The organism is Qipengyuania triglochinis (genome assembly GCF_054655615.1).
In genome coordinates this window covers 608,283-621,452 of sequence record NZ_BAAHND010000001.1, presented here as the reverse complement: position 1 = coordinate 621,452, position 13,170 = coordinate 608,283, and the positions used below count along the sequence as shown (strand labels likewise).

At 58.6% G+C, this 13,170-nt stretch carries 12 protein-coding genes and 1 tRNA gene; 2 read left to right on the top strand and 11 right to left on the bottom strand.

Going from position 1 to position 13,170, the window contains the following annotated elements; all coding sequences use genetic code 11:
• Positions 1-103: 103 nt before the first annotated feature.
• The 6 genes from ACYQ0G_RS03135 to ACYQ0G_RS03110 all read right to left on the bottom strand — a co-directional run bounded on the left by ACYQ0G_RS03135 (position 104) and on the right by ACYQ0G_RS03110 (position 6,035).
• A tRNA-Lys gene (locus ACYQ0G_RS03135) sits at positions 104-179 on the bottom strand.
• A gap of 158 nt (positions 180-337) precedes the next feature.
• Positions 338-1,459, bottom strand: a complete 1,122-nt coding sequence (rodA, locus tag ACYQ0G_RS03130) for a rod shape-determining protein RodA (protein WP_460099197.1) — start codon at positions 1,457-1,459, stop codon at positions 338-340.
• Complete coding sequence (gene mrdA, locus ACYQ0G_RS03125; RefSeq protein WP_460099194.1) at positions 1,456-3,537, bottom strand: penicillin-binding protein 2; 2,082 nt, start codon at positions 3,535-3,537, stop codon at positions 1,456-1,458. Before mrdA ends, rodA begins: the two co-directional genes overlap by 4 nt.
• A complete protein-coding gene (locus ACYQ0G_RS03120) occupies positions 3,537-4,088 on the bottom strand; it encodes a rod shape-determining protein MreD (protein WP_460099192.1) in 552 nt (183 codons plus the stop codon). The genes mrdA and ACYQ0G_RS03120 overlap by 1 nt, the downstream gene beginning before the upstream one ends.
• Positions 4,088-4,978, bottom strand: coding sequence for a rod shape-determining protein MreC (locus ACYQ0G_RS03115; RefSeq protein ID WP_460099189.1), 891 nt, complete (start codon positions 4,976-4,978; stop codon positions 4,088-4,090). Before ACYQ0G_RS03115 ends, ACYQ0G_RS03120 begins: the two co-directional genes overlap by 1 nt.
• A gap of 13 nt (positions 4,979-4,991) precedes the next feature.
• On the bottom strand, positions 4,992-6,035 hold the full coding sequence (locus ACYQ0G_RS03110) for a rod shape-determining protein (protein ID WP_221541503.1): 1,044 nt from the start codon (positions 6,033-6,035) through the stop codon (positions 4,992-4,994).
• A 195-nt stretch (positions 6,036-6,230) separates the two neighbouring features.
• Between ACYQ0G_RS03110 and mutL the strand changes: the two genes are divergently transcribed.
• On the top strand, positions 6,231-8,033 hold the full coding sequence (mutL, locus tag ACYQ0G_RS03105; RefSeq protein ID WP_460099186.1) for a DNA mismatch repair endonuclease MutL: 1,803 nt from the start codon (positions 6,231-6,233) through the stop codon (positions 8,031-8,033).
• Positions 8,034-8,528: a hypothetical protein gene (locus ACYQ0G_RS03100; RefSeq protein ID WP_460099183.1), complete on the top strand. Its 495-nt coding sequence runs from the start codon at positions 8,034-8,036 to the stop codon at positions 8,526-8,528.
• Between the two features lies 1 nt (position 8,529).
• Here ACYQ0G_RS03100 and ACYQ0G_RS03095 read toward each other — a convergent pair whose 3' ends face one another.
• The 5 genes from ACYQ0G_RS03095 to ychF form a co-directional block, all read right to left on the bottom strand.
• Positions 8,530-8,988, bottom strand: a complete 459-nt coding sequence (locus ACYQ0G_RS03095) for a MaoC family dehydratase (RefSeq protein ID WP_460099180.1) — start codon at positions 8,986-8,988, stop codon at positions 8,530-8,532.
• Positions 8,989-9,002: 14 nt separating this feature from the next.
• A complete protein-coding gene (locus tag ACYQ0G_RS03090; RefSeq protein WP_460099178.1) occupies positions 9,003-9,743 on the bottom strand; it encodes a MauE/DoxX family redox-associated membrane protein in 741 nt (246 codons plus the stop codon).
• A gap of 135 nt (positions 9,744-9,878) precedes the next feature.
• Complete coding sequence (locus ACYQ0G_RS03085) at positions 9,879-10,685, bottom strand: DUF1206 domain-containing protein (protein ID WP_460099175.1); 807 nt, start codon at positions 10,683-10,685, stop codon at positions 9,879-9,881.
• A 60-nt stretch (positions 10,686-10,745) separates the two neighbouring features.
• A complete protein-coding gene (locus tag ACYQ0G_RS03080) occupies positions 10,746-12,014 on the bottom strand; it encodes an alkaline phosphatase family protein (protein ID WP_460099173.1) in 1,269 nt (422 codons plus the stop codon).
• 16 nt (positions 12,015-12,030) lie between these two features.
• Positions 12,031-13,131, bottom strand: a complete 1,101-nt coding sequence (gene ychF / locus ACYQ0G_RS03075) for a redox-regulated ATPase YchF (protein ID WP_460099171.1) — start codon at positions 13,129-13,131, stop codon at positions 12,031-12,033.
• Positions 13,132-13,170: the final 39 nt, after the last annotated feature.

Below are 13,170 nucleotides of genomic sequence, written 5' to 3'. Positions count from 1 at the left end.
TATCACATCACAATGTGACTAACAATCGAACATCACAATCAATGTGACGATGTGTCTCAGGCGTGTTCGTAACCGCAATGGGGCATGCAAGATTTATGAGAAATGGTGGACGCACTAGGGCTCGAACCTAGGACCCGCTGATTAAGAGTCAGCTGCTCTACCAACTGAGCTATGCGTCCACTCTCACGGCTGATTTTCCGTGTCTTACCTGGTGGTGCAGGCGACCCCTGTCTGGGGAGGCGCTCATATAGCGGCTGTTTCGCACAAGAAAAGCCCTAATCGCTTTTTTCGTAGATTTCTTCAGTGGAGGATAAAAAGCGGCGCTTCATCGGCACAATCAGCTGATGATCAGGCCGGTACGAGGGGCCTTCCTGTTCCAGCGATGGATCATCATCAGCACCCCGATGCAAATCATGTTCGTCATCATCGAACTGCCGCCGTGACTGATGAAGGGAAGGGGGATGCCGACCACGGGAGCGAATCCCATCACCATCAGAAGGTTGATCGCGATGAAGAAGAATATGGTCGCGGTCATTCCGGCAGCGAGAAGCTTCGAAAACCGGTCATTCGCGTCCTTGGCCACCTTCAGACCCCAGAACAGGATCGTGCCGAAGCAAAGGATAACGAATATCCCACCGGCGAAGCCCCATTCCTCTGCCATTGTCGCGAACACGAAATCGGTATGCGGTTCGGGGAGATAGTTGAGATGACTCTGCGATCCTTCGTTGAAGCCTTTGCCGAAGAGACCGCCTGATCCGATCGCAATTTTCGATTGCGTGATCTGATAGCCGTCGCCCAAAGGATCGTTCTCGGGATCGAGGAACGTCAAGACGCGCTTTTGCTGGTACGGTTGCAGGCCCACGAAGAATGCCACCGGTGCCATGGCAACCGCCGCGGCCCCTGCGATCAGAAACCATCGCAATGGCAGACCGGCGAGGAACATCACAACGAAACCGCCGAATCCGATCGCCAGCGATGTACCCAAATCCGGTTGGAGAAGTACGAAGGCGATTGGAAGGAGGACTATGGCTCCAGCAGGGATCAAGGCGCGCCAGGTAGGAACCATGCCGATTGGAAGACCGCCGTAATAATGAGCGAGAGCCATGACTGCTGCCGGTTTCATCAACTCCGAGGGTTGGATCCGGATGGGGCCGACTTCCAGCCAGCGCTGACTACCACCGCCGACCTGGCCGACGATTTCCACTGCCATAAGCAGCAGGAGAATGGCGATATAAGCGGGATAGGTCAGAAGGCTGACCGTCGGCTTATTAAAACGGGAGATGACGACAGCCATTACAAAGAAGATCGCGAACCGGATGAGGTGCGATTCTGCGTAACGGTCGAAATTTCCGGCCGCAGCTGAGGTAAGGACCAGCGCCCCGAAGCCGATCAGCCCGAAGAGAGGAAACAGCATCATCCATGGCTGCCGCGCAACGGGCGCGGGTACTATTCCGCTCATTCATCTCCTCCGCTCGGCACTTCGTCTGAAGATGCCGGGGGCCGTGAGCCTTCATTGCGGGAAGGGGTTGATGTCTGCGCACGTTCTTCCGAACGCATCTGTGCCAAGCGGGCTTCTGCGTCGACCTGATCGAAAATCTGCTCGGTCCGCTGGGGCACCGGTTCGACTACCTCTCCGGCGGCGGCGGCATAGGCGCGATATTTCTGATCGAGCCGCTGCTGCGCCGTTCCGCCCCACTGCTCTTCGAGCGGACGCAGTGCTTCCATGCCTTTTTCGGGGTCAAACAAAAACGTCATCACGTCGCGCGCGATGGGATAGGCCGAACCCGATCCGCCCCCATGTTCGATCACGACAGCGCCTGCATATTTCGGTTTGTCAAAAGGCGCAAAGAACACGAACAATCCGTGATCGCGATATTTCCAAGGGCCTGTCTTGCCGTTCGAGACACTCAGCGAAACAACCTGCGCCGTACCCGTTTTTCCGGCCATCTGAATGTCTTCGATCGGCAGGCGAGCGCGACCGGCAGTGCCCGGTCCATTGACCACGTCGCTCATCGCTTTGCGAACGTAATTAATTTCGTCCGAGCTGAAATCGAAATGTTCGAATTCGGTCCTCGGATGATCCATCCGGAGATGCGGCATAACCTTGTAACCGGTGGCAAGGCGCGCGCTCATGACCGCGAGTTGGAGCGGGTTTACGAGATAATAACCTTGGCCGATCGACGCGTTGACCGTGTCGTAAGGCTGCCAGGCCTGATCATATTTTTTCTGTTTCCACGCCGGTTCGGGAACGGTCCCGTAAAACTGGCTGGTCACGGGAAGATCGAACTCTTCACCGAGTCCCATTTTATGCGCCCATTTGGCTACCTGTTCGAAACCGACCTGCTGCGCGAAATGATAGAAGTAGCTATCGCAGGACTGGTAAATGGCTTTGGCCATGTCGACTTGGCCATGGTTGCTCCAGCAGTTGAAGAAACGGTTTCCGATACGACGACCGCCACCGCAGATAATGGTCTCTTCGGGTTTCACGCCTGCATCGAGAAAGGCCATGCAGTGCATGGGCTTCACTGTAGAGCCGGGCGGGTAGAGACCCTTAAGGACCTTGTTCCGCAAGGGGACGCGCTCGTCATCGCGCAGCATCGAATATTCGACGCGGCCGATACCGGCAGAAAAACTGTTGGGATCGAAGCTGGGCATGGACGACATGCACAGAATGTCGCCATTCTCCACGTCCATGACTACGCACGATCCACTTTCGAGCCCGATGCGCCGCGCGGCATAATCCTGTAGCGGCCCATCGATGGTCAGCCGGACTGGCGCGCCCTGCTTGTCTTCGCGGGTTTCGAGATCGCGGACAATGCGTCCCGATGCCGTGACCTCCACACGTCTCGCGCCGGGCTTGCCCTGCAGATCGTTCTCGAATTCCTTCTCGAGAGCATCTTTGCCGATCTTGTACCCGGGGGTGATCAGGATAGGATCCGGATTTTCCTCGTAGTCTTCAGCGGAGGCGGGACCGACATAGCCGATAAGATGGCCAACACTCGGGCCGGTAGGATAGAAGCGCGAGAAACCACGCTGCGGAACTACACCCGGCAGATCGGGAAGGCGTACGCTTATGGCAGCGAACTGCTCGTAATCGAGGCCAGTCGCGACTTCGACGGGCTGAAATCCGCGAGCCTCGTCGATTTTCTTTCCGACATCGGCAAGGTTGTTGTCGGACAGACCGATGATCGAACCCAGTTCGCTCAGAGTCCGAGACGGGTTGGACATTCTGTCCGGTATTACGTCGACACGGAAGTCCGCCCGGTTGGATGCCAGCGGCGCCCCGTTGCGATCGAGAATCCAGCCACGGCGAGGCGGAATAAGCGACAGATTAACTCGGTTGCTTTCCGATTCGAGGACCCACCGCTCATTTTCCGCGATCGCGATATAGCCCATCCGCCCGGCCAAGATGGTGCCGATGCCACCCATACCGGCGCCGATCACGAAGGTCCGACGGTCGAACGCGTTATCGAGCGTAGTCTTGCTGACCAGATCGCGCTTTTTCTTACCGTATTTTTTTCGACCGAACAGGCCCATCAAACCCTCTTCCAGCGCCAAAGGCGCCACAGATCCAGACGGGCGACAATGCGCGACATTATGGGAAAGAGTAGAATGGTAATCACGAGTTGGGGCACGATAGCAATCAGCGAGTAAAGGGTAGGCGACGCTCCCGACAGTAACCAGCCTGCCAAGAGATATACCAGCCCTAACACACCTGCTGTTAACCAATCCTGCCAAAACGCACGCCAAGGCAGCCGCATTTCGAGCGCTTCGATTGCAAGCATGACAAGCGACCAGCTCAGTATCGCAAAGCCAAAAGGTTGCCCGTTGAAGAGATCGTCAAACAGGCCGAGAGGTATCCCCGCCCAGACAGGCAGCAATCCCGGACGCATAAGGCGCCATGAGAGCAGCATGAGGAATCCGAGGGGTGGGACAACTGGAAGCGCAGCTGCAACGAAGAAGATTGGCAATATGCTGCCGATCATGATCGACAGCCACGGGACGAGATTTGCGACCACGACCGAATGGGATCGATTCAACCGGCTTCCGTAAGCATCGCTGCGCGCCCGCGGATCAATCCGCTCCATTATTCGCCAAGCTCTTCTTCGATCGGTGTACGCGCGCCCACCGCGGCTTCGGGCTCGTAGATTTCTTCAACGGAAACATAATCGGCTGCAGCCGGGTCGCTGACAATACGGGCGAGGCCGCCATCGTCGGTCAGTTCCGTGACTATCGCGACTGCGATGCCGGGCGCGTAATAACCGCCAGCCCCGCTGGTTACGAACATGTCATTCTTTTTCAGCGGATTGATGCCAAGATTGATCAGCTTGATCCGAAGTATGCTGTCACCCCTGCCTTCCGCAAAGGCGACGGTTTCATCACCTGCGCGGCGAACCGGCAATACGCTTTCGCTGTCGGTCAACAGCAGAACGCGAGAAGACAGTTTCCCAGTTTCCAAGATCCGTCCAACCACGCCGCGCGCGCTGCGTACCGGCATCCCGACCCGAACTCCATCATCCGAACCGGCACCAAGATATGCGAAGCGACGAGTGCTCGAAGAAGAGGAACCGATCAGACGCGCAACGGCAACCGGCTTACGCTCTTCGTCATGGAGATCGAGCAGGCCTTTCAGCCTTACGTTCTCTTGACGCAGAGCTTCAGCTTCCTCCAGGCGAATACGAGCCAGTTCAACTTCGCGCTTAAGCTCCGCATTCTTGGATCCGGCCCGGTAATACCCGCTGATCGAATCCCACAGGGACTTCGAACCGGTGCGTGCAGCCGCCACCGTTTCCGTCGCGGGCGACGCGGCATCCTGCGCCACCCCGCGAGGCCCTCCGAAGAGGGTTGGCTGAAAGAACGATACGCCAAGTAACACCGCACCGATCAGGGCACCGATGCCCGCTACGATGTAGCCGGTGAATAGATTGTACTGCGCCCGCTTGGAAAAGCTGGAGCGCCGCTGATTGCTCGGCGCCATCGCCGCTTCCCCCTTAAGCGGTCATCAAAACGCCACGATAAACCGGATCTTCCATAGCGCGGCCGGTACCCAGGGCCACGCAAGACAATGGATCTTCCGCGATGGTCACGGGCAAGCCGGTCTCTTCGCGAAGATATTCATCAAGGCCACCAATGAGCGCGCCGCCGCCGGTAAGTACGATGCCCTGATCCACTATGTCAGCCGCCAGTTCCGGAGCAGTGTTTTCGAGTGCGATGCGGACGCCCTCGATGATTGCACCGATAGGTTCGGACAATGCTTCCGCGATATGGCCCTGATTGATCGTGATCTCTTTCGGCACGCCGTTCACGAGATCGCGTCCCTTGATGGTGATCTGTTCGCCAGTACCGTCTTCGGGCTGGCGCGCCACACCGTAATCCTTCTTGATACGCTCAGCGGTGCTGTCGCCGATCAGCAGGTTGTGGTGTCGGCGCACATAACTGACAATCGCTTCGTCCATCTTGTCACCGCCGGTGCGGACAGAGGTGGTGTAGGCAAGACCGCGTAGAGAAAGAACAGCAACTTCGGTGGTACCACCGCCGATGTCGACGACCATCGAACCGACCGGTTCGGTTACCGGCATGTCGGCGCCGATTGCGGCGGCCATGGGTTCGAGGATCAGGTAAACCTGGCTGGCCCCGGCGTTGGAAGCCGCATCACGGATTGCGCGGCGTTCGACCGATGTCGAACCCGAGGGCACGCAAATGGTGATTTCCGGATAGCGCATCATGCTGCGCCGGCCGTTCACCTTCTTGATGAAGTGCTTGATCATCTCCTCGGCCACGTCGAGGTCGGCAATCACACCATCACGAAGCGGACGGATGGCTTCGATGGAATCAGGCGTCTTGCCCATCATCATCTTGGCATCGTCACCAACGGCCTTCACGCGTTTCTGGCCGTTGATGAACTCGAGCGCGACCACGCTCGGCTCGTTCAGGACGATGCCCTGATCTTGCACGTAAACCAGCGTGTTGGCGGTACCGAGATCGATAGCCATGTTTTGCACGCCGAATTTGAAGATGTTGTTCCAGAAGCCCATTTTTGTTCGATATTCCGTGTGATTTCGGTCTCGGTCGGCGGTTGTCAGGTGCCGCTCGCTTCGACCCGGGAGGAAACGGTGGCGGTGCCTTAGCGATATTACGCGCGGAAAGCCAAAAATTTCCTTAGCCTGTTCGGGGGATACGCCAACCTCTTGTCTCGGAATCACAGCGCTTCATCGCTACTATGTCCAACAATGCCTGAAATTCGTCGCCTTCCCGATACTTTGGTCAACCGCATTGCAGCCGGCGAGGTGGTCGAACGCCCGTCATCCGCGCTCAAGGAATTGGTCGAAAATGCGATCGACGCGGGCGCGTCGCGTATCGCTGTCAAACTGGTCGAAGGGGGCCTCACCAGCTTGGAGGTAACCGATGACGGTTGCGGCATGTCTCCAGACCAGATGGCGCTTGCCCTGGAACGTCATGCGACATCCAAACTGCCCGACGATGCGATCGAACAGGTGGAGACACTGGGCTTTCGAGGGGAAGCGCTTCCCAGCATTGCCAGCGTGTCGCGTTTTACTCTGGAAAGCCGGCCCGCGGGTGCGGCCGACGGTTGGAAGCGGGTTATCGATCACGGCGAAATCGTCGCAGAAGGCCCCGCCGCATTGCCACCCGGGACACGGGTGAGGGTGGAAAAGCTTTTCGGAAAAATCCCCGCTCGTCGCAAGTTCCTGCGCACGCCACGCAGCGAATATGCAGCTTGCCTCGATGTGGTAAAGCGACTGGCGATGGCGCGGCCCGATGTGGCACTCACGCTCGATCATGGGGACCGCCGTATTCTTGGCCTTCAGGGCGGGGAAGGGCTGGCGAACCGCGTGGCTCAGGTCATCGCACGCGAACTGCGGGAGAATGGCGTTGCCATCGATCTCGATCGCGGAGCAATGCGGCTTACAGGCATTGCAGGCCTACCTACCTACAATCGCGGCATTGCAGATCACCAGTATCTGTTCGTGAACGGGCGCCCGGTGAAGGATCGCCTGCTTACGGGCGCTGTGCGGGGAGCTTATTCGGACATGCTTGCGCGCGATAGGCATGCTGTGCTCGCTCTGTTTCTCGACCTGCCACCCGAAGAGGTGGACGTTAATGTCCATCCAGCCAAAACCGAGGTTCGTTTCCGCGATTCGCAAGCGGTGCGGGGTTTCATCGTGTCCGGATTGCGCAATGCGCTGGCCACGGGGGACAAGCGCAGCGCCCAATCCCCCGACGCCGCGGCGATGTCGCGCTGGCAGGCAGAACCGGTGCGGGAGGAACCTTCTCCTGCGCTCCGGTCAATCTTCGAGAACCGCGACTGGTCTGCGCCCCAGTCCCGGGTGTCCGAGCCATCACGAGACTGGCGCGGCGCGGAGGCTGATGTGATGGCCGCGCCTCAGGGCCGGGCCGAGGTGGCTGTGGAAGATGTGGAAGAAAATAAGGATTACCCCCTCGGCATCGCTCGCGGGCAAGTGGCCAATACCTACATTGTCGCCGAAGCGGCGGATGGCCTGGTTCTCGTAGACCAGCATGCGGCGCACGAGCGTCTGGTACTCGAACGGCTCAAGGCGGCGGGGGCGGAAGAAGCCGTCGCGCGAAGTCAGGCTCTCCTGATACCCGAAGTGGTCGAATTGGAGGAAACCAGTTGCGACCGCTTGGAAGAAGCGGCCGATGCCCTCGCCAAACATGGTCTTGCCATCGAGCGCTTTGGTCCATCTGCTATGCTTGTACGGAGCCTTCCGCATGCCATCGCTCGAACCAGTCCCGAGAAGCTTCTGAGGGATATCGACGACGATCTCGCTTTGAACGGCGAAGCGCTGCATCTTGGAGAAAAGCTCGATCTGGTGCTGGCCACGATGGCCTGCCACGGTTCGGTGAGGGCAGGGCGAACCTTGCGGGTCGACGAGATGAATGCGCTACTGCGCGAAATGGAACGCACGCCGCGCTCGGGTCAATGCAACCATGGGCGGCCTACATGGGTTAAACTATCCATGGACGATGTCGAAAAGCTCTTCGGGAGGCATTGATTGCGCTGGATATTAGCCCTTGCACCCTTGGCCCTCACTGCCTGCGGCGATCAATCCGCTGAAGACAAGGAAGCTGCGAGGAAGGCGGCAGTTGCCGAGGTGGAGGCAAATCAGAAGCCTCCGCCCGAGAAACTCGAGCTGGACCCGATACGCTACCCTGAAATTGAGAAGTATGACCTCTTTGGTGCGGGGTGCAGTTTTACTCCCGATGGGAACGGCATCGGAACAGTAGCGCTGGCAAACCCGGACAAAGCATATTTTATCCGGAATGGTGAGCTGCAGGCGCTCGCCGCCGATTTGGGAAGCCGCGAGTTGCCCTATCTCGCGCGCCAGAAATACGACGGTCTCGCTTATTCACTCACTCTCGAACTCGCAGATGAACGCGGGAAGCCCAGCGGGCATGAAACGATCGATTATCGCGGGCGCCTAGCCATCCGCGATGGCGCGGATAACGTTCTTTATCGTGCCGAGGGAATGGTGCAGTGCGGGGCCTGAGTTAATCCCTGCCTTCGGGAGAGCGCGTGCGGATCAGTGCCTTCGAGATCATCTCAAGCACGAGCTCGTCATTGTGGTTGAAGGTGCGCACCTGGCTTTTGAAAATCCCCATTTCAGGGCGGGAAGCACTGCGGCGCTTCTCGATCAATTCGGTTTCGCACCGAAGTGTATCGCCAGGGTAGACCGGCTTTGTCCAGCGCAACTGGTCAATACCCGGTGACCCGAGAGATGCGGACTGATTGTCCGTGATATCGTCGACCATCATCCTCATGGTCATCGCGCACGTGTGCCATCCGCTGGCCGACAGCCTGCCGAAATGTGTTTGGGCTGCGGCCTCGTCATCGAGGTGGAAGGGCTGGGGATCGTATTTCTCGGCGAACTCCAATACCTCGTCTCGGGTAACTTCGTATCTGCCGAATTTCCGAACTGTTCCGATGTGAAGGTCTTCGTAAAAAATCATCTTCCGGTCCACACTTAAACCATCGGTCTTGCAAGCATCCAGAGACCCATACCGATCATAGCGAGATTTTCGCTCAAGGAAACAAAGCCTAACGGGACATTACCGCTACCGCCGACGCAGGCGCATTTGATCGAGCGCTTCTGAATATAAACGGCGTAGAAAACGCTTGCTGCTCCTACGGTCCCGATGAAAAGCGCGATCGGTATGGACAGCCACGGCAGGATACGCCCGGCCATCAATACTGCTGCTGTCGCTTCCAGAAACGGGTAGGCATATGCGTAGGGCACGAAGCGCCTGCCAAGCAGGTCGTACCCTATGAACATGGTCGAGAACTGCTCGACATCCTGAAGTTTCAGCATGGCGAGCATAGCCATCGAGAATGCGACGAACCATTCTCCGGCGCGGACCGTCAGCGGCGCCTCATAGACGAACAGGCTCAAAGAAACGGCAAGGGCCGTAGCGACGGCGAATACGGCGATTACCGGCGTATAGCTCGTGTCGCTTTCGACTTCTTTGTCGTAGCCGAAATGCTTGCGCAGGTCGGTATAGCCACCAAGCATCTCACCACCGATGAAGGTCTGGGGCGTAGTCTTTACATCGTGCTCGGCCTTGAACGCATCGGTTTGCTGTCGCGTGGTCAGATGATGATCTTCGACCTTGTAGCCTTCACGCTCCAACAGCCATTTCGACTTGATGCCGTACGGACAAACATGCTGGTCCATGACCATGCGGTAAAGACGGGCGGTTTTCTTCATTTCGGCCATCGCCTCCATGTTAGCTCGCGCTAAAACGTTTCAACCCTCAAGCGGGAAACCGGCCTGCAAAATCTGTATCGGACCGACCGAGGACCTGACCATCGTCAGACCCGGCCGATCCGATTTTGCGCTTATTCAGGCGCGGAACTTGGGGACCCCGGCACTGCTGTCGAGTTCCGGAATGATCCTGTAGCGGGCAAGCACGAGGCTGAAGAGGCCAAACAGCATCAAACCAATGGCGGTCAGCGTGAATACAAAACCTTCGCCAGCCAGGCTGGAGACAGCATCGCCCAGTGTCTTGATCTGCTGTGCGCCGCCCGACATGAAGCCAGCTTTGAACAGCGACCAACCGATTACGGTATAGACTACGGCACGTGCCAGATAGCCGGCACCGCCAAGCCAGCGGGTGGCGGATGGGGCACGGGCGCTGATACGGTTCATGAATTCGCCCGTAATGCCCTTCTTTGCCTGGAAGATTGCGGCCACGAACAAACCGATGCCGAGGATGCCTAGGACGGCACCGCCAAAGTCCATGGACAGAACGCCCGATGCCGCTTCCTGCGCACCGCCGCCCGAGCTCCCGCTCGAACCGCTGCTGGTGGCAAATTTGTAGGCTGAATAGGCAAGCGCCAGATGGGCGATGCCGCTACCGGCGTGACCGATGCGCTTTCCCCATCCCTTGCTGTCCGAACCGTTGTTCTCAATGTCAAACAGCGGTGAGCAGAAACGGAAAAGGGCATAGGCGATAAGCCCGATAACCATGATCCACAGGATCGCGGTTCCTGCTGGATAATCCTTGATCGCGCGGAAGATGCCGTTCGTGCCCTCTTCGATCTTGCTGGCGCTCGTGAGCGCGATAAGGCCAAGCACGAAATACAGGATGGCACGGCTGAAATAGCCAACGCGGACCAGCCAGTTGAATTTTTCTGATTTATCTACCACGGATAACTCCCCTTGTTTGCACCCCTAACGGCAGGGACGGGGGAGCGTTCCGCAGCGCGCTCAATTGCCCGGGGAGAGAGCGGCCTTCACTTCTTCTAGCGAACCATCGGTCCGTTCGACCTGTGGCAGACCGATCACCTTGCGCAAGAGCGGGGCGATGTCCGTATTGTTGAACACCGGAAGGCTAGCACCGCTACGGAATGCCGGGCCGCTGGCGATGAACAGCGATCGCATTTCTGGCGCATAGGGATCGAAACCGTGACTGCCGCCAGACCAAGGGGAAGTCGGCGCGGATTGCGAAATGGTCCAGCCGGTTTCGGGCAGGCAGAGGTACGGAGGGATCCGCGGATGAGTGCCGTAATTATACCGCGCCGGGATGTCCTGCTTGGCCCAGCAGTCCATGTGGTCGTGCTTGGCCAGAATCGCTTCGCGGAATTCGCGGGTTTTGCCTTCTGTCGGTTCGAACGTCGCATAAGCGCCGCCTTCCACGAGACGGTAAAGGGAGCGATCGAGAATATCGTCCAGCGCGATTACCCGGTCCGAACTCGTGGCGGCCATTCCATGGTCGGATACGATCACGATGTTGGCAGGCTGCCCGAATTCGCGCAGGCCTTCCATAAGCATAGCGATGTGGGCGTCCACGTCGCGAAGGGCTGCGTTGACCTCCTCGCTATCCGGGCCCGCTGCGTGGCCGGCGCTGTCCACGGTATCGAAGTACAGCGTCAGGAACTCCGGGCGGATGTTCGACGGGCGTCGGAGCCAGTCGAGTACGCTGTTCACACGCTGCGTATTCGATACTTGCATCGAAAACTGCTGCCAGTCGCTAGGCAGAACGCCGTCGTCGACCGGGCCGTAATCTTTCGCCGTTCCGCCCCATGGAACTGCGGAGCCGGGCCAGAACATGGCGGCGGACCGGATTCCAGCCTCCTCGGCCTCGACCCAGATCGGCTTTGCCTCGCTCCACCAGTAGGGGTCGAGCGACGCCATGGTGAACGGTTCATCCGGACGGGCCTGGTCTTCCATACGGTTGGCCGTGATGCCGTGGTGGTCGGGGACGAGACCAGTCACCAGCGTCCAATGGTTCGGGAACGTCTTGCTGGGAAAGGATGGGCGCATTTCCGCCCGGACGCCGTCAGCGGCAAGGGCCGACATTGCAGGCGTGATCCCGCGATCGAGATAGGACGGATGGAAGCCGTCTATGGACACGAGAATGGTGACCGGCTCGCGCACTTCCGCCCGAACTGCAGAGACATTCTCAATGGGCTGCGGGGCACAGGCGGGCAGGGCAGTTGCGGCCGCCAGGGCCAGTGCGCTTACAATCTTCTTCATGGCGACCCGTGTTTGATCAGACGTTGAACTTGAACATAAGGACGTCGCCGTCCTGAACGAGGTATTCCTTGCCCTCCTGGCGCAGCTTGCCCGCTTCGCGTGCACCGCTTTCGCCCTTGAGAGTGACGAAGTCATCGAACGCAATTGTTTCAGCACGAATAAATCCGCGCTCGAAATCGGTGTGAATTTCACCTGCCGCCTGCGGGGCTTTGGCACCTTCAGGGAAAGTCCAGGCGCGCGCTTCCTTGGGGCCGGCGGTGAAAAAGGTGTTCAGGCCGAGCAGCTTGTAACCCGCCTTGATCACGCGCGAGAGGCCGCTTTCTTCAAGCCCGAGTTCGGCGAGATATTCCGCGCGGTCTTCGGCTTCCATGCCGACCAGCTCGCTCTCGATAGCGGCAGAGACTACGACGGCCTGCGCGCCTTCGGCCTTGGCCTTTTCGAAAACCAGATCGGAGAAGGCGTTGCCCTTGGCGGCATCCTCTTCGCCGACATTGCAGACATACAGCACCGGCTTGGCGGTGATGAGCTGCGCCTGGCGCAGGACGCGCGCCTCTTCTTCGTCATTGGGCTGGGTGAGGCGGGCAGGCTTACCATCGCGCAGCAGGTCGAGCGCCTGACCGAGCACGCTGGCAGTTATCTTTGCTTCCTTGTCGCCTGCGGTGGCCCGCTTCTGCGCATTCGGCACACGCTTTTCGAGGCTTTCCAGATCCGAAAGCATCAGTTCGGTCTCGACCACTTCGGCGTCCGCGATCGGATCGACCTTGTTCGAGACGTGCTGGATGTCATCATCCTCGAAACAGCGCAGAACGTGGACGATGGCGTCCACTTCGCGAATGTTGCCGAGGAACTGGTTGCCCAGACCTTCGCCCTGGCTTGCGCCCTTCACGAGGCCGGCGATATCGACGAAGGCCAGCTGCGTCGGGATGATCTTGGCCGAGCCTGCGATCGCGGCGATCTTGTCCAACCGTTCATCGGGGACGGACACCTGGCCGACGTTCGGCTCGATCGTGCAGAACGGATAATTCGCGGCCTGCGCGGCCTGCGTCTCGGTCAATGCATTGAAAAGGGTAGACTTGCCGACATTCGGCAGGCCAACGATCCCGCAACGGAAACCCATCGATAACTCCGGAAATAATGTGCTCAGCGCGCCTTTAGA